This is a genomic window from Streptomyces sp. NPDC039609, from assembly GCF_055596705.1.
Window position 1 is genome coordinate 688,079 of the sequence record NZ_JBVIUJ010000001.1, and the last position, 17,291, is coordinate 705,369.

Sequence of the window (17,291 nt, forward strand, 5' to 3'; positions counted from 1 at the left end):
CCCGGCCCTGGCAAGGGGGTGGCACCGATTTTCCGATCCCGTGATCGCCCCGCTACGGTCGGTGACCGTGACACTCTGGCTGCTCAACCACCTCGGCACCCTCACCCTCGCCCTCGTGATCGTCGGCGGCACCGTCGTCGCGGCACTCGCCGGGAGCGTGCTGCTGCGCCGCAGGCATCCCCGGCTCGCCGACGGCGAGCACAACGACATGGTGGGTGTCGTCCTCGGAATGTTCGGCGCCATCTACGGGATCATCCTCGCCTTCGTGATCGTCACCCTGTGGACCCAGATGGAGAACACGCAGAACGTCGTCGCGGCCGAGGCCACCGGCATCGCGCTCATCGTGCAGGACGCCCGGGCGTTTCCGTCCGTCGACGAGGCCCGGGTGAACGCGGCGGCCGACGGCTATGTGCACGCCGTCGTCGAGGTGCAGTGGCCGCTCATGCGGGAGGGGGCCGCGGACTACTCCGTCACCGGCGCCAAGCTGGAGGCGCTGTACGACGCCCTGCAGGCGTACGAACCCGTCACCGAGTCGCAGAAGGTCTTCTACGCGCAGGCCGCCACCAAGCTCGACGACGTGGCGGGACAGCGCCGGGCGCGGCTCACGATGGCCGGTCAGCAGCTGCCGCCGCTCCTTCAGGTCCTCGCCGTCGGCGGCGCCCTGGTCATCATCCCGCTCACCTTCCTCTACGGAATGCGCAGCCGGCGCATGCAACTGCTCTTCGTCGGGGCGGTGGCGGCGCTCATCGGCTTCAGCCTCCTGCTGGTCGTCGTGCTCGACCGGCCCTTCGCGGGGGAGCTGAGCGTGAGCCCCGCGCCGTACCAGGAGGGCGCGCTCGCGCAGTTCTGGGACTCCACCAGGGAGGCGTCCGCCGTGCGGTGACGCCCGGACGGCGGAGCGCGCACGGGCGCTCGGGGGGCGCCCCTCGCGGACGTGTGCTGCGGCACGGCCCGGCGCATGCATATGACGTCGGCAACAATCCGTTACATCTGAATGCGGAGAGTGACGAACGTAGAGATTTCCAGGAACGGAGTCGGACCATGTCGGTCGACACAGCGCAGACGGCGCCCGCCGCAACCCCCGGCCCCTCGGCCGAGGTGCGCCAGATCCAGCTCAGCCTCAGCACGGCCGCGGCGCGCAACCTCGCGACCACCACCAAGTCCGAACCCCAGATGCAGGGCATCAGCTCCCGCTGGCTGCTGCGCAAGCTGCCCTGGGCCCACACACCCGGCGGCACGTACCGCGTCAACCGGCGCCTTTCGTACGTGGTCGGCGACGGCCGGGTGACGTTCATCAAGAACGGCTCCAAGGTCGAGGTCGTCCCGGCCGAGCTGGCCGAACTGCCCTTGCTGCGAGGATTCGACGACCCGACGGTGCTCGGCGCGCTCGCCGACCGGTTCGTGCAGAAGGAGTACGAGCCCGGCCAGGTCATCGTGCACTCCGGCAAGAAGGCCGACCACGTCTATCTGATCGCGCACGGCAAGGTCGAGAAGGTCGGCGTCGGCAAGTACGGAGACGAGACCCTGCTCGGCCGGCTCGGTGACGGCGACACCTTCGGCGGCCATGTCCTTGCCGGCGACGGCAAGTGGGAGTTCACGGCGAAGGCCACGACCGCCGTGACGCTCCTGGCGCTGCCCCAGTCGGCGTACAAGGCCGTTGCGGACCAGTACGAGCACCTGGGCGCCCATGTCCGGGGCATCGGCTCCAACGGCCGGCGCCGACCCCTCAACAAGGCGGGCGAGGCGGCCATCGAGCTCAGCGCCGGCCACGTCGGCGAGGCGCTGCTGCCCGGCGCCTTCGCGGACTACGAACTCAGGCCGCGCGAGTACGAGTTGAGCGTCGCCCAGACCGTCCTGAAGGTGCACAGCCGGGTCGCCGACCTCTACAACCAGCCGATGAACCAGACGCAGCAGCAGCTGCGCCTGACCATCCAGGAGCTGCGCGAACGCCAGGAGTACGAGCTCGTCAACAACCCGGAGTTCGGGCTACTCAACAACACGGACTTCGACCAGCGCATCCAGACCCACGCGGGCCCGCCCACGCCGGACGACCTCGACGACCTGCTGAGCCTGCGCCGCGGCACCGAGTTCCTCTTCGCCCACCCCCGGGCCATCGCCGCCTTCGGCAAGGAGTGCAACAAGCGCGGCCTGATGCTCAACTCCGTCGACATGGACGGGCACGCCATCCCGGCCTGGCGAGGGGTTCCGATCCTGCCCTGCGGCAAGATCGGCGTCAGCGAGCACCAGACCTCCTCGATCATCGCGATGCGGACCGGGGAGAACAACGAGGGCGTCATCGGGCTGTACCAGACCGGGATCCCCGACGAGATCGAGCCCGGCCTCAACTGCCGCTTCATGGGGATCGACGAGAAGGCGATCATCTCCTACCTCGTCTCCACCTACTACTCGGCCGCCGTCCTCGTCCCGGACGCCATCGGCATCCTGGAGAACGTCGAGGTGCGTCCGCGTGCCTGAGCCCCGCTCGTTCCTCCGGTCGCTTCAGTCCCGCACGAGAACCACGTAAGGACCTCCACGCATGACCACGTCCCCGCAATCCGCCGTGCTGCGTACGCCCTATCAGGAGTCCGTGGCCCGCTACTGGAACACCAACCAGCAGGACCCGGTGAACCTGCGGCTCGGCGAGATCGACGGGCTCTACCACCACCACTACGGCATCGGCGACTACGACCCCGCCGTCCTCGCCGGCCCCGAGAACACCCGTGACGCCCGGATCATCCAGGAGCTGCACCGCCTGGAGACCGCCCAGGCCGACCTGCTCCTCGACCACCTGGGCGCCCGCACGCCCGACGACCTGCTCCTCGACGCGGGCTCGGGCCGCGGTGGCACCGGCTTCATGGCCGAGCAGCGCTTCGGCTGCCGAGTCGACGGCGTCTCGATCTCCGAGTACCAGGTCGACTTCGCCAACGCGCAGGCGGAGAAGCGCGGGGTCGCCGACCGCGTGAGGTTCCACTTCCGCAACATGCTGGACACCGGCTTCACCGCCGGCTCACGCCAGGCGATCTGGACCAACGAGACCACGATGTACGTGGACCTCTTCGAGCTCTTCGACGAGTTCTCCCGTCTCCTGGAGCACGGCGGCCGCTACGTCTGCATCACCGGCTGCTCCAACGACGTGACCGGTCTGCGTTCCAAGGCCGTCAGCCGGATCGACGAGCACTACACCTGCAACATCCACCCGCGCAGCGCGTACTTCCGCGCGCTCGCCGAGAGCAATCTCGTCCCGATCGAGGTCGCCGACCTGACGGCGGCGACGATGCCGTACTGGGAGCTGCGGTCCATGTGCTCGGTGGCCACCGGCATCGAGGACCCCTTCCTCACGGCGTACAAGGAAGGCAGCTTCCACTACCTGATGATCGTCGCCGATCGGATCTGATCCCGGCGCGTCGTCGGAGCGCGGATATCCGGTTGCCGCGCTCCGACGGCCGGTGCTGGAGTGGCCGCATGGACCATGAAGAGATACGCGCCCTGTACGACCTGCAGATGAGGCTGGGCGCGCGCCCCGACGGGCCCGGCTCGCGGGTGGAGCGGGACGGTGCGGTGGTCCGGCTGTCCGGCCCCGAGCATGCCTGGAACGCGGTGCTGTGGTCCGGCCTCGACGAGACCGACGCCGACGAGGTCATCGCCGAACAGGTGCGTCACTTCACCGCGTTGGGGCGGCCCTTCGAATGGAAGGCGTACGGGCACGACCGCCCGGCCGACCTCCCGGGCCGGCTCCTCGCCGCCGGATTCATCGCCGAGGACCAGGAGACGCTGATGGTCGCCGAGGCGGCCGCGCTCCCCACGACCGTGACGCTGCCCGAGGGCGTCGAGCTGGTCGCGGTCACCGACGAGGCCGGGGTGAAGCTCGTGACCGAAGTCCACGACCGGGCCTTCGGTGGCACCAGCTCCCACATCGGCCGTCAGCTGCTCGACCAGCTGGCCGCGACCCCCGACGCCGTCGCCGCCGTCGTCGCCATGGCAGGCGACGAGCCGGTGAGCGCCGCGCGGCTGGAGCTGTACCCCGGCACGGACTTCGCCGGCCTCTGGGGCGGCGGCACGGTCGAACCCTGGCGGGGCAAGGGCCTCTACCGGGCCCTGGTCGCGTTCCGGACCCGGATCGCCGTCGAGCGCGGCCACCGCTTCGTCCAGGTCGACGCGGCCGACACCAGCCGCCCGATCCTCCAGCGCCTAGGCTTCGCCGCGCTGACGACGACCACGCCGTACGTGTACGACCCCGAAGGCGCCTAGGGCGTCCGGCGGATCAGGCCCGGGTCCGCGGCGCCCGGCACGGCGCCTCGCCGCGTTACCGAAACGCCCGAATCGCTCCGCTATTGGAGCGCTTCGGCGCCTTGCGATGCGTCCCCCAGGCCCTGCGGGCCTGGGGAGACCCCATGCACCGGACGCCGCGGCCTGACCGGCCCTGATCCGCCGGAAACGCCCTACCGCGCCGCCCAGTGGGCCGGGCGCTCGAAGCCGTTCGGCAGGCGGGTCGAGGCGTCGCCGCGGGCCGCGTTCAGCTGCGGCTGGGTGAGGAACAGCGCGCCGGTGAGGTCCGCACCGGAGAGATCGGCGTCGCGGAGGTCGGCGCCGATCAGGTCGGTCAGGGACAGATCCGCGCCCGTCAGGTCGGCGGCGATCAGCAGCGATCCGCGCAGGTCGGCGCCCCGCAGCTTCGCCCCGCGCAGCCGGGCCCCGATCAGATCGGCGCCCCGGCGGCTCTTGGCCTTGCCGCCCGCCGTCGCGCGGACCAGCGCGCTGGTCTTCAGCAGGAGCGGATTGACCTCGCCGCGTACGGCGGACACGTCCAGCTTCTCCAGCTCCCCCGCCGTGCCCTCCGTCAGGGCCTCCACCCGGTTCAGGGACCGGCGCAGCTCGCCGTGGAGCGGGCGGGCCGCGCCGAGGGCGAGCGCTTCGGTGAGATAGCGCAGCAGCTCGTGGAGCTGGCGCATCACGGGGAACACCTCGTACATCTGCCGCGAGCTCTCGGGGGCCTCGCGCCACGAGACCCCGCCGAAGGTGACCTGCGAGACCTTCTGACCGGCACCGAAGCAGTCGTACACCGTGCAGCCCGAGAACCCGCTCGGCCGCAGCTTGGTGTGGATGCCGCAGCGGAAGTCCTCCTGGAGGTTCCGGCACGGCTCGCCGGACGCCTTGTTCACCGCGAAGTCCGCGGACCTCGCGAAGGGCAGGGCGACACAGCACAGCCCGAAGCAGTTGGCGCAGTCGCCTCGGAGGGTCTCGGGCATGGGTGAGCTGTTCCTTCGTGGGTGGGGGATTCCCACCGTATCGCGCTGTCGGCGAAATTGCTTGCGAAGATCATCCGGAGCCGCCGACGATCGATGGCATGCCCAAGTTCACGACGTACGACGGAACCGAACTCGCCTACGACGTACGTGGGGAGGGCGAGGCGCTCATCTGTCTGCCCGGCGGCCCCATGCGCGACGCCGCCTATCTCGGCGACCTCGGCGGCCTCGCCGCCCACCGCCGTCTGATCGTGCTCGACCTGCGCGGCACGGGCGCCAGTGCGGAGCCCGTGGACCCCGCTTCGTACCGCTGCGACCGTCAGGTGGCCGACGTGGAGGCGCTCCGGAGCCACCTCGGTCTGGAGCGGATCGACCTGCTCGGCCACTCGGCCACCGGAAACCTGGCCACGCTGTACGCCGCGGCTCACCCCGACCGAGTGCGCTCCCTCGTCCTGGTCACCCCGGGCACGCAGGCCGTGGGCATCGAGATCACGGACGAGGAGTGGAACAAGGCCACCGAGGTCTTCGCCGACAAGCCCTGGTACGCGGAGGCGCGCGCCGCCCTGGCGACGATCGGCGCCGACACCCCCATGGCACGGATCATGGAGCTCATCTCTCCCTTCGTCTACGGACGGTGGGACGAGGCGGCCCGGGCGCACGCGGCCGCCGTCAGCGACGAGGCGCACTGGGAGGCCGCGGGGGCGTACTACGCGGCCGGTGCGTTCGACCCCGAGACGACCCGGGTGGCGCTGGCCGCCGTCACCGCCCCCGTGCTGATCCTGGCGGGGGAGTACGACGGAGGGCCGTCCCCGGCGCGGGCGGCCGAGCTCGCCGAGCTCTTCCCGCACGCCGAGCTCGTGGTCCAGCGCGGCGCCGGGCACTTCCCGTGGGTGGACGACGCGGGCGCGTTCGTCCGTCCGCTCGCCGCTTTCCTCGACCCCGAGGTCCGTACGGTCACCGTGGGCGGCGTCCGGCTCGCGTACCGGGTGTGGGGCGAGGCCGACGCCGCGCCCGTGGTCCTGGTCCACGGCCGGGGCGGGAGCAGCACCGACTGGACACGGATCGCGGAGGAGCTGGCCACCGACCGTCGGGTGTACGCCGTCGACCTGCGCGGGCACGGCCTGAGCGACTGGACCGGCCCGTACGGCTTCGACGTGTTCCGCGACGACCTGCGCGGATTCCTGAAGGAGCTGGACCTGGTCGGCGCCGATGTGGTCGGCCACTCGATGGGAGGGGCCGCGTCGTACCTCCTCGCCATGGACGAACCGGGTCTGATCGGCCGACTGGTCCTGGAGGAGGCGCCCGTCTTCTTCCCGCTGGACCCGCCGCGCGGCCATGCCGCGCGCCCCGAGGGGCCTCTCGGTCTGGACTGGGACGTCGTACTCGCGACCAACGCCCAGCTGAACGAGCCGGATCCCGCCTGGCGCGAGGGCCTCGCGGCGCTCACGTCCCCGACCTTGATCCTGGCCGGCGGCGAGGACAGCCACCTCGTCCAGGAGCGGCTGTCCTGGATGGCGGACCGGATCCCGGACGGCCGACTCGTCACGATCGAGACGGGCCATGAGATCCACACATCCCGGCCTGCCGAGTTCCTCGCCGCTCTCCGCGAGTTCGGGATCCAGGGTCCGTCTTCGAACGGACCTTGTCGGAGCGGGAATGACGCGAGTGTGACCGCCGCTTCGTAGATGAGGCGATCTTCTCGTGTCGGTGTCAGCGGTCGCCGCGGCACCTGCGCCGGGCGAACAGCAGCCCCCTCCGGTGAGGAGGAGGGCCGCGCCGAGGTCGGTCCCTAGGCCCCAGCGTCCTCGGCCGCCGCCACCGTGCGGGCCCAGCGGTAGTCCGCCTTGCCGCTCGGGGAGCGCTCGATGTGCTCGGTGATCACCAGCTGGCGGGGGATCTTGTAGCCGGCGAGCCGGGTCCGGCAGTGGGTCTGGACGGTCTCCAGGTCGAGCGCGGGCGCCCCGGCGCGCAGCTGGACCACGGCCGCCACATGGTTGCCCCACTTCGCGTCCGGGACCCCGGCCACCAGCGCGTCGTACACGTCCGGATGGGACTTGAGCGCCTGCTCGACCTCCTCCGGATACACCTTCTCGCCGCCGGTGTTGATGCACTGGGAGCCGCGCCCGAGGACGGTGACGATGCCGTCCTCGTCGACGGTGGCCATGTCGCCGAGGAGCACCCAGCGCTCGTCGCCCTTCTGGAAGAAGGTCTCGGCCGTCTTCGCCGGGTCGTTGTAGTAGCCGAGCGGCACATGGCCACGCTGGGCGAGGCGCCCCACTTCGCCGACCGCGACCTCCGCGTACGTCGCCGGGTCCACCACCCGCGTCCGCTCGTTGACCTCCAGGCGGAAGCCCTTCTCCGGGCCCGAGTCGTCCGTCGCCTTGCCGTTGGACCCGGATTCGGAGGAGCCGAAGTTGTTCAGGAGCAGCACGTTCGGGACGAGCGCCTGGAACTGCGCGCGTACGGTCTCCGACATGATCGCCCCGGAGGAGGAGACGCTGAACAGGGAGGAGAGGTCCGTGCCCTTGAGCGGGCCGTGGAGCGCGTCGATCAGCGGCCTCAGCATGGCGTCGCCCACGAGCGACACGCTGGAGACCTTCTCCTTCTCGATCGTGCGGAGCACCTCCTCGGGCGCGTACTTGCGGTGGATGACCACCCGCTGCCCGTAGTTGAAGGCGATGAACGAGGTCAGCGTCGAGGTCCCGTGCATCAGCGGGGGAGCGGGGAAGAAGGTGATCCCCGAACCGCCCGCCGCGACCCGCTCGGCCAGCTCCTCGGGCCGCTTGACCGGCTCGCCCGCCGGGTCGCCGCCGAAGAGCCCGGCGAAGAAGAGGTCCTCCTGACGCCACATGACGCCCTTCGGCATCCCCGTCGTACCGCCCGTGTAGATGATGAAGAGGTCGTCCGCCGAACGCGGACCGAAGCCGCGGTCCGGCGAGCCCCCGGCCTCGGCGTCCCCGAACGCGGCGCAGGCGAGCTCCGGGGAGGCCTCGGGCGGGGTCCCCACCCGCACGAGGTGCCGCAGCTTCTCCGTCTGCGGCAGTGCCGCCGCGACCCGTCCGGTGAACTCGGCGTCGAAGACGAGCGCGGCCAGATCGGCGTCCCGGTAGAGGTAGACCAGCTCCTCCTCCACGTAGCGGTAGTTCACGTTGACCGGGACGATCCGAGCCTTCAGGCAGGCCAGGACGGTCTGCAGATACTCGATGCCGTTGTACAGGTGCAGGCCCAGATGTTCGCCCGGCCGGATGCCGGAGTCGATCAGATGGTGGGCGAGCCGGTTGGCTGCGGCGTCGAGCTCCGCGTACGTGAGCCGGCGCTCGGCGCCCGTACCCGGGTGGTCGACGTACACGAGCGCCTCGCGGTCCGGGACCACGTCGACGACCGACTCGAACAGGTCGGCAAGGTTGTACTCCACCGTTCCTCCTGACTCCGCTGGTCGTCCTGGCCTGCACCGGCCGAGGCGGTCATTAGAGCGCCGACGGGCGATGGTGGGAAGGGGGCGTGCAGAAGAATCTGACTGAGTGTCAGAAAACTATTGAACTGGACGCGCACCTACTGCAACCTGTTCCAGGTCTGGAGACGGGAGGACGTCCATGGGTGGGACCGAACACCTCACCGTGCAGCGCGAAGGCGCCACACTCGTGCTCACACTCAACCGGCCGGAGGCCAAGAACGCGCTCTCGCTGCCCATGCTGGTGGGGCTCTACGACGGCTGGCTGGAGGCCGATGCCGACGACACGATCCGCTCCGTCGTCCTGACCGGGGCGGGCGGCTCCTTCTGCGCCGGGATGGACCTCAAGGCCCTGGCGGGCAAGGGAATGGAGGGCGAGCAGTACCGCGACCGCATGACGGCCGACCCCGATCTGCACTGGAAGGCGATGCTGCGCCACCACCGGCCGCGCAAGCCGGTCATCGCGGCCGTCGAGGGCTACTGCGTCGCCGGTGGCACCGAGATCCTCCAGGGCACCGACATCAGGATCGCGGGCTCCTCCGCCACGTTCGGGCTCTTCGAGGTGAAGCGCGGACTCTTCCCGATCGGAGGCTCGACCGTCCGGCTGCCTCGGCAGATCGCCCGGACCCATGCCCTCGAAATGCTGCTGACCGGGCGCCCGTACAGCGCCGAGGAGGCAGCCCGCATCGGACTCGTCGGCCGGGTCGTCCCCGACGGCACGACGCTGGAGGCGGCCCTCGCCGTCGCCGAACAGATCAACGCCTGCGGGCCGTTGGCGGTCGAGGCGGTGAAGGCGTCGGTGTACGAGACCGCCGAGATGACCGAGACGGAAGGGCTGGCGGCTGAACTGAAGCGCGGCTGGCCGATCTTCGGAACGGCGGACGCGAAGGAGGGCGCGCGCGCCTTCGCGGAGAAGCGGAAGCCGGTGTACCGCCGGGAATGACCCTTCCTCACCCTGCCCCTTCCCGAACCGGGGGCTCCGCCCCGGCCCCCGCGCCTCGAACGCCCCCACACCCTGAAGGCGTGGGGCCTCCAGCGGAGCCGGATGTCGCCCACCGGGCGGAATCTCGGATCCGTCCGACGGCTGAGGACACGCCACACGCCGTACGGGGGCGGGGGATTGCCCCCGGTTCGGGAAGTAGGGATCCCCCACGCCGCCAGGCGGAGGGGGAGGGGTGGGGAGATGGCCCCGCGCAGCGGCCTCCGGGCCTCCGCCCGCATCGACCCGCACGACGGCACCGACCCGTACCGACCCCGGACCAAGGAGCCCCCATTGCCCCCCGCCTCCGCGCCGGAGACACTCCGCGCACCGCTCGTCGTCGAGTTTCCCTTCACCCGGTCCCTCGGGCCCGTGCAGTCCGCGTTTCTGACCGGGCTGCGCGAGCGGACCGTGCTCGGGGTAAGGACCGGGGACGGGCGCGTGCTCGTGCCGCCCGTCGAGTACGACCCCGAGACCGCCGCCGAACTCCGCGAACTCGTCGAGATCGGCGCCACCGGCACCGTCACCACCTGGGCCTGGAACCCCGAGCCCCGCCCCGGGCAGCCGCTCTCCACCCCGTTCGCCTGGGTCCTCGTCCGGCTCGACGGCGCCGACACCGCACTCCTGCACGCCCTCGACGCGCCCGGACCCGACGCCGTCCGCACCGGGATGCGGGTCCGGATCCGCTGGGCAGCCGAACGGGCCGGCACCATCACCGACATCGCCTGCTTCGAACCCTCCGAGAGCGACGAGCCCGTCGACGACGTGCGCGACCACGACGGCGCCTTCGACGACCCCGTGACCGGCATCGTCGCCGCCGCCCGGCTCGACTACACGTACAGCCCCGGCCGTGCCCAGACCCGCTATCTCCGGGCGCTCGCCGACAACAGGACCGTCGGGGAGCGCTGCCCGTCCTGTACGAAGGTCTACGTGCCGCCCCGCGGCGCCTGCCCCACCTGTGGCGTCGCCACGACCGAACAGGTCGAGGTCGGCCCACGCGGCACCGTGACCACCTTCTGCATCGTCAACATCAAGGCCCGCGGCCTCGACATCGAAGTCCCGTACGTCTACGCCCACATCGCCCTCGACGGCGCCGGGCTCGCCCTCCACGGCCGGATCGGCGGCATCCCGTACGACCAGGTCCGCATGGGGCTGCGCGTCGAACCCGTATGGAGCGAGGACGGCCGCTACCCCGACCACTACCGGCCCTGCGGCGAGCCCGACGCCGACTACGACACGTACAAGGAGCTGCTGTGACGCCGGACCGAGAGGTGGCGATCGTCGCCTTCGCCCAGACCGACCATCTCCGGACCACGGACGAGTTCTCCGAGGTCGAGATGGTCATGCCCGTCCTCCACGAGGTGCTGCGGCAGACCGGCCTGAAGACCTCCGACATCGGCTTCACCTGCTCGGGCTCCTCCGACTACCTCGCCGGGCGGGCGTTCTCCTTCACCATGGCCCTCGACGGCGTCGGCGCCTGGCCCCCGATCTCCGAGTCCCACGTCGAGACGGACGGCGCCTGGGCCCTCTACGAGGCCTGGGTGAAGCTGCTGACCGGCGAGGCCGACACCGCGCTCGTCTACTCCTACGGGAAGTCCTCGCCGGGCTCCGTGCGCGACGTCCTCACCCGGCAGCTGGACCCCTACTACCTCGCTCCGCTCTGGCCCGACTCCGTCGCTCTCGCCGCACTCCAGGCGCAGGCGCTCATCGACGCGGGCCACACCGACGAGCCGGCCCTGGCCGCCATCGCCACCCGCAGCCGCGAGGACGCGAGCGACAACCCGCACGCCCAGCTTCCAGGCGCCCGCCCCCAGGGCGAGTACGTCGTCGGTCCCCTGCGCACCGGTGACTGCCCGCCGGTCGGGGACGGCGCAGCCGCCGTGATCCTCGCCGTCGGGGACAAGGCCCGGGAGCTGTGCGACCGGCCCGCCTGGATCCGCGGCATGGACCACCGGATCGAGCCCCACGCCCTCGGGGTCCGCGACCTCACCGACTCGCCCTCCACCCGGCTCGCCGCCGAACGCGCCGGCGCCTTCGAGCGGCCGGTCGACACGGCCGAACTGCACGCGCCCTTCAGCTCCCAGGAGGTCGTGCTCCGACGAGCCCTCGACCTCGACGACAGGGTGAGGGTCAACCCGTCCGGCGGAGCGCTCGCCGCCAACCCCATGATGGCCGCCGGCCTCATCCGGCTCGGCGAGGCTGCCGCCCGCATCCACCGGGGCGCCTCCGACCGCGCCCTCGCCCATGCCACCTCCGGCCCCTGCCTGCAGCAGAACCTGGTCGCCGTCCTGGAAGGGGAGAACCGTGCCTAAGGAGCCAGTCGCCGTCGTCGGGATCGGCCAGACCAAGCACGTCGCCGCCCGGCACGACGTCTCCATCGCCGGACTCGTCCGCGAGGCCGCCCTGCGCGCGCTGGAGGACGCCGAGCTGACGTGGGCGGACATCGACGCCGTCGTCATCGGCAAGGCGCCCGACTTCTTCGAGGGCGTGATGATGCCGGAGCTGTACCTCGCCGACGCCCTCGGCGCGGTCGGCAAACCGATGCTCCGCGTCCACACCGCAGGCTCCGTCGGCGGCTCCACGGCGCTGGTCGCCGCGAACCTGGTCGCCGCCCGCGTCCATCGCACCGTCCTCACCCTCGCCTTCGAGAAGCAGTCCGAATCGAACGCCATGTGGGGCCTGTCCCTGCCCGTCCCGTTCCAGCAGCCGCTCCTCGCCGGGGCCGGCGGCTTCTTCGCCCCGCACGTCCGCGCCTACATGCGCCGCACCGGAGCCCCCGACACCGTCGGCTCCCTGGTCGCGTACAAGGACCGGCGCAACGCGCTGAAGAACCCCTACGCCCACCTCCACGAGCACGACATCACCCTGGAGAAGGTCCAGGCGTCGCCGATGCTCTGGGACCCGATCCGCTACTCGGAGACCTGCCCGTCCTCCGACGGCGCCTGCGCCATGGTCCTCACCGACCGTGCGGGCGCCGAGCGTTCGCCCCGGCCGCCCGCATGGGTGCACGGCGGCGCGATGCGCAGCGAGCCCACGCTCTTCGCGGGCAAGGACTTCGTCTCGCCTCAGGCCGGCAAGGACTGCGCAGCCGACGTCTACCGGCAGGCCGGCGTCACCGACCCGCGCCGCGAGATCGACGCCGTCGAGATGTACGTGCCGTTCTCCTGGTACGAGCCGATGTGGCTGGAGAACCTGGGCTTCGCCGAGGAGGGCGAGGGCTGGAAACTCACCGAGGCCGGGGTCACCGAACTCGACGGCGACCTGCCGGTGAATCCCTCCGGCGGCGTGCTCTCCACCAACCCCATCGGCGCCTCCGGAATGATCCGCTTCGCGGAGGCCGCGCTCCAGGTGCGCGGGCAGGCCGGCGAACACCAGGTGGACGGGGCGCGAAGGGCGCTCGGACACGCGTACGGAGGGGGCGCGCAGTTCTTCTCCATGTGGCTCGTGGGGGACCGGCCACCGGCGGCCTGAGGTCTGTCGGCACCCGGTGCCGCTCGCTACCCTGAGCCCTCGGACGACGATGTTGCGGGATGCGGGAGGAGCACGGACGTGGCGGAGAGCACCACCACCCAGCACGCCTTCGCGGGCTGGGACAAGCCGGAACTCGACCTCAGCGAGGCCGACTGGCGGTCGAGCAGCCAGGGAGCGGGAGACGTCCAGATCGCCTTCGTGGAGGGCTTCATCGCGATGCGCAACGGAGGACGGCCCGAAGCGCCGTCACTGATCTTCACCCCGGCCGAGTGGCGGGCGTTCGTGGTCAACGCCCGCGAAGGTGAGTTCGACCTGACCTGACGCGCTGTCATCGCTGTCGGTGGTCCCGCCCGCCCTAGGGTGGTGATCATGAGTGCAGAGCGTGATCTGACCCGGCTCGTCGCCGGGATGCGGCCGGAGCTGAACCCCGGCCGCTATGTCTTCGTCACCGTGGACGGCCCCGCTCCGGCGGGCGTCGTCCCGGTCGCCACCATCGCCGAGCGCGAGGGGCTCACCCTGGTCGTACGCCAGGAGGAGGCGGACGCGGCCTCCCTGGCGTACGACTATGTGGCCGGCTGGATCACGCTGCGGGTCCACTCCGCGCTCGACGCCGTCGGACTCACCGCCGCGGTCGCCCGCGAACTCGCCGACGCCGGGCTGAGCTGCAACGTCGTGGCCGGATTCCACCACGACCACCTCTTCGTCGAACAGGCGCGCGCAGAAGAGGCGTTGGCCGTTCTGCACCGCCTCGCGGAGCGGGCCACCCGGTCTTCCGTCTAAGGGTCACAGGCGGCCCCGACCGGCGTACGCTGGGATCTTCGCGGGGCCTCGGCCCGGCCGCACTCATCCGCGCGCCGGGTGTGCGCCCCCGGCGTGGGGGTGGAACGTGACAGTACGGAGCGACAGGACGGGCCGCCGGGGCTTCGGTCTCTTCGAGCGCGAGGCCGAACTCGCGGCGGCGGAAGAGGCGTTGAACCTGCTGGCGGGTCTCGGCGACGACGACACCTGGCCGGCTCGGCCCGACTCGGCCGATCGGGTCCCGCTCCCGCGCGAGGAAACGGAGCAGGCCGCACCGGAGGGGCACCGGCTGCGCCTGCTGAGGGGCGCGGCCCAGCACACCGACGCGCCGCGCGAGGATCACGACGCCGTCGCACGGCGGGCGGCGCCGGTGGGTCCGGAGGCCGGGCCGCAGCGTGAGGGCTCGGACGCCTCCGCACGGCCGGTGGCGCCGGCAGACCCGGTCGCAGAGGCGCCGTACCCGCGGGGGATCCGTACCCCTCGCGGCGGGGTGCTCACCTACGCCGCGCCCGCCGGGCTGGGAAAGACCACCCTGCTCGCCGAGATCCGGCGGCGCGCCGCAGGCAAGGGCTGTGCCGTGCTCTCCGCCCGGGGCGGGGACCAGGAGCAGCAGGTGGCGTTCCATGTCGCCCGGCAACTGCTGCAGCCCCAGCTCGCCACCGCCTCCGACACCGAACTCCGTACGCAGCTCGGCAGTTGGTACGACATCGTCGGCCCCGCCCTCGGACTGTGCACCGCCGGTGAGGGCGCGCCCCCCGACCCCCAGGGACTGCGCGACGGACTCGACTGGGTCCTGACCCACCTCGCCGTCCGGCGTGCGCCGCTCGTCGTCGTCCTCGACGACGCCCACTGGGCCGACCCCGAGTCCCTCGGCTGGCTCTCCGCCTTCGCGCCCCGCGCCGAAGAGCTGCCGATGCTCCTCGTCGTCGCCTACCGCCCCGACGAACTCCCGGACACAGGAGAGGAGTTCACCGGTCGGCGGTCGGGGCAGCGGCCCCTCGGACTCGAACCGCTCACCTCCTCCGCCATCGCCCGCCTGGTGCGCGACCGGGTCGGCGCCCATGCCGACGACACCTTCTGTCAGGAGTGCTGGGCGGTCACCTCCGGCAACCCCTTCGAAGCCGTCGAACTCGCCGCCAAGGTCCGCGACCGCGGACTCGAACCCACCGCGGCGGGCGCCCACGAGCTCCGCGACCTCGCCGCGGCCGCCAAGGGGAGCGGACTCGCCGCGCGCCTCGAACGCCTCGGCACCGCCACCGTCCGCCTTGCCTGGGCATGCGCCGTCCTCGGCACCGAGATCTCCCCGCAGCTCGCCGGCGCGGTCGCCGGACTCGGCGGAGAGGCCGTCGCCGACTGCGCCGAGCGCCTGCGCGACGCCCGCATCCTCGCCGGCACCGAGACCCTCGAGTTCGTCCACCCGCTGATCGCCACCGCCGTCTACAAGGCGATCCCCGCCGCCACCCGCGTCGCGCTGCACGGCCAGGCCGCCTGGTGCGTCATCGACGCGGGGCTCGGCGCCGGCGCCGCCGCGCGGCACCTCCTGGAGACCCATCCCGAGGGCGACCCCTGGGTCGTCGAACAGCTGCGCGCCGCCGCCTACGAGAACCTGCGTGCCGGCGCCCCCGACGCCGCCCGCCGCTTCCTCGCCCGTGCCCTGCGCGAACCGCCCGCCGACGACGACCGCGCCGCCGTCCTCTTCGAGCTCGGCAGCGCCTCCCTGCTCACCGAGCCCGCCACCACCGTCAACCATCTGCGCGCCGCGCTGGCGGAGCCGATCTCCGACCCGGCCCTGCGCCACGGCATCGTCTACCGGCTCTCCCAGGTCCTCGCCCACAGCGACCGGCTCGTGGAGGCCTCCGAGCTCCTCGGCCGGGAGTCCCGGCTCACCACCGACGCCCGCAGCCGGCTCCGTATGCAGGCCGAGAAGTTCATGTGGGACGCCTTCCGCGCCGACGAACCCGACTCGCCCGCCCGCTCCCGCCGGCTGTCCCGGCTCGCCGACCGGCTCACCGGCCGCGACCTCACCGAGCGGTACGTCATCGGTCTGCGCGCCTGGGACGCCACCTTGCGCGCCGAACCGTCCGCCGTCGCCGTCGGCCATGCCGAGCGCGCGTTGGAGGGGGGTCTGAGCTGGGCCGACGAGAGCCGTGGCTTCGAGGTGCCGGTCCTTGTGGCCCTCACCTTCCTCTACGCCGACCGGCCCGGCCGCGCCGAGGAGCTCTTCGCGGCCGGCACGGCAGAGTTCGAGCGCCAGGGCTGGCGCGGCGCGCACCTCTCCTTCGCGTACACGCTCCTCGGCTACATCCGCTACCGGCGCGGCCGGCTCGTCGAGGCCGAGGACTTCGTCCGCGCGGGACTGCGGCTCGCCGAGCGCGTCGGCCCCCGCACCCCCGCCCAGTGGTACGCCGTCGGCGTCATGATCGAGGTGCTGCTCGCCCGCGGGCGGGTCGAGGAGGCCGACCGGATCGCCCGGACCCACGACTTCGGCGAGCCGTTCCCCGCCGCCGTCACCTTTCCCGACTCCCAGACCGTGTACGCCGAACTGCTCCTCGCCCGGGGACACGTCGAGGAGGCCGCGGCCGAGCTGGCCGCCGTCGGCCGCCGCCTCGACCCGCGGGGGATGAGGAACCCCGCCTGGTGCCCCTGGCAGCTCCACCTCGCCCTCGCCGAGGCGAGCGAGACCCCCGAGCGGGGGCACGAGACCGCCCTGGAGGCGGTCGCCCGCGCCCGCCAGTACGGCGCGCCGTCCGCGATCGGCCAGGCGCTGCGCGTGACCGCGGAGGTCGTCGTCGGCGACGAGCGGGTGAAGCTTCTGGAGGAGTCCGTCGACTGGCTGGAGCGGTCACCCGCCGCGTACGAGCTGGCGCGTTCCCTTGTCGCCCTCGGCGCAGCCCTGCGCCGCACCGGCCGGACGGACGAGGCCGCCGACTACCTCTACCGAGGTCTGGAGGCGGCCCAGACCTGCGGCGCGGACGGCCTGGGGGAGGAGGCCCGCGCCGAGCTCACCGCCGCCGGCCTCCGGCCCAGGACGCTCCACTCGGCCGGCACGGACACGCTCACGGCGCGTGAGCGTGCAGCCGCCGAGCTCACGGTCCGTGGCGGGGACGCGGCGGCCGCCCTGCACGCCGACGCGGCCGCCGTGACGCAGCTGCTCTCCGCCGTCTACCGCAAACTCGGCACCGACCGCGAGGGCCTGGCCCAGGCCCTCCGCAAGACCGGCCGCGAGCCCCAGGTGACCGGCCGGCCAGGCTGAGCCCGGGGACGACCGCCGGTCCTGCCCGACGCGACTGTCCGGCCCGGTCACCGCACCCGCGCGGCGAGGGCCAGGGGACGTACGGTCCCGTCGTCG

Annotated in this window: 14 protein-coding genes; 12 read left to right on the forward strand and 2 right to left on the reverse strand. The window is 72.2% G+C overall.

Annotated features, from left to right (window positions below):
• Positions 1-67: 67 nt before the first annotated feature.
• From ACZ561_RS03040 to ACZ561_RS03055, 4 genes are all read left to right on the forward strand, one after another.
• Positions 68-883: a bestrophin-like domain gene (locus ACZ561_RS03040; protein ID WP_470988904.1), complete on the forward strand. Its 816-nt coding sequence runs from the start codon at positions 68-70 to the stop codon at positions 881-883.
• Positions 884-1,041: 158 nt separating this feature from the next.
• Complete coding sequence (locus tag ACZ561_RS03045) at positions 1,042-2,475, forward strand: family 2B encapsulin nanocompartment shell protein (RefSeq protein ID WP_470988906.1); 1,434 nt, start codon at positions 1,042-1,044, stop codon at positions 2,473-2,475.
• 61 nt (positions 2,476-2,536) lie between these two features.
• Positions 2,537-3,394, forward strand: a complete 858-nt coding sequence (locus ACZ561_RS03050; RefSeq protein ID WP_470988908.1) for a geranyl diphosphate 2-C-methyltransferase — start codon at positions 2,537-2,539, stop codon at positions 3,392-3,394.
• A 68-nt stretch (positions 3,395-3,462) separates the two neighbouring features.
• Positions 3,463-4,248, forward strand: a complete 786-nt coding sequence (locus ACZ561_RS03055) for a GNAT family N-acetyltransferase (protein ID WP_470988911.1) — start codon at positions 3,463-3,465, stop codon at positions 4,246-4,248.
• A gap of 191 nt (positions 4,249-4,439) precedes the next feature.
• Here the strand turns inward: ACZ561_RS03055 and ACZ561_RS03060 are convergent, their stop codons facing one another.
• Positions 4,440-5,246 carry a pentapeptide repeat-containing protein gene (locus ACZ561_RS03060; RefSeq protein WP_470988914.1) on the reverse strand — a complete coding sequence of 269 codons (807 nt, stop codon included), beginning with the start codon at positions 5,244-5,246 and terminating at the stop codon, positions 4,440-4,442.
• Between the two features lie 98 nt (positions 5,247-5,344).
• On the opposite strand from ACZ561_RS03060, the gene ACZ561_RS03065 reads away from it, so the two are divergent.
• A complete protein-coding gene (locus ACZ561_RS03065; protein ID WP_470988917.1) occupies positions 5,345-6,928 on the forward strand; it encodes an alpha/beta fold hydrolase in 1,584 nt (527 codons plus the stop codon).
• Positions 6,929-7,032: 104 nt separating this feature from the next.
• On the opposite strand, the gene ACZ561_RS03070 is transcribed toward ACZ561_RS03065, so the two are convergent.
• Complete coding sequence (locus ACZ561_RS03070) at positions 7,033-8,658, reverse strand: acyl-CoA synthetase (RefSeq protein ID WP_470988919.1); 1,626 nt, start codon at positions 8,656-8,658, stop codon at positions 7,033-7,035.
• Positions 8,659-8,836: 178 nt separating this feature from the next.
• Between ACZ561_RS03070 and ACZ561_RS03075 the strand changes: the two genes are divergently transcribed.
• The 7 genes from ACZ561_RS03075 to ACZ561_RS03105 all read left to right on the forward strand — a co-directional run bounded on the left by ACZ561_RS03075 (position 8,837) and on the right by ACZ561_RS03105 (position 17,195).
• Positions 8,837-9,637 carry a crotonase/enoyl-CoA hydratase family protein gene (locus ACZ561_RS03075; RefSeq protein WP_470988921.1) on the forward strand — a complete coding sequence of 267 codons (801 nt, stop codon included), beginning with the start codon at positions 8,837-8,839 and terminating at the stop codon, positions 9,635-9,637.
• Positions 9,638-9,967: 330 nt separating this feature from the next.
• Positions 9,968-10,930: a Zn-ribbon domain-containing OB-fold protein gene (locus ACZ561_RS03080; protein ID WP_470990038.1), complete on the forward strand. Its 963-nt coding sequence runs from the start codon at positions 9,968-9,970 to the stop codon at positions 10,928-10,930.
• A complete protein-coding gene (locus ACZ561_RS03085; protein ID WP_470988924.1) occupies positions 10,927-11,985 on the forward strand; it encodes a thiolase domain-containing protein in 1,059 nt (352 codons plus the stop codon). Before ACZ561_RS03080 ends, ACZ561_RS03085 begins: the two co-directional genes overlap by 4 nt.
• A complete protein-coding gene (locus ACZ561_RS03090) occupies positions 11,978-13,144 on the forward strand; it encodes a thiolase domain-containing protein (RefSeq protein ID WP_470988927.1) in 1,167 nt (388 codons plus the stop codon). Before ACZ561_RS03085 ends, ACZ561_RS03090 begins: the two co-directional genes overlap by 8 nt.
• 78 nt (positions 13,145-13,222) lie before the next feature.
• Positions 13,223-13,465: a DUF397 domain-containing protein gene (locus ACZ561_RS03095; protein ID WP_361859653.1), complete on the forward strand. Its 243-nt coding sequence runs from the start codon at positions 13,223-13,225 to the stop codon at positions 13,463-13,465.
• A 48-nt stretch (positions 13,466-13,513) separates the two neighbouring features.
• Complete coding sequence (locus ACZ561_RS03100) at positions 13,514-13,924, forward strand: ACT domain-containing protein (protein WP_470988929.1); 411 nt, start codon at positions 13,514-13,516, stop codon at positions 13,922-13,924.
• 487 nt (positions 13,925-14,411) lie between these two features.
• Positions 14,412-17,195, forward strand: a complete 2,784-nt coding sequence (locus tag ACZ561_RS03105; protein WP_470990041.1) for an ATP-binding protein — start codon at positions 14,412-14,414, stop codon at positions 17,193-17,195.
• Positions 17,196-17,291: the final 96 nt, after the last annotated feature.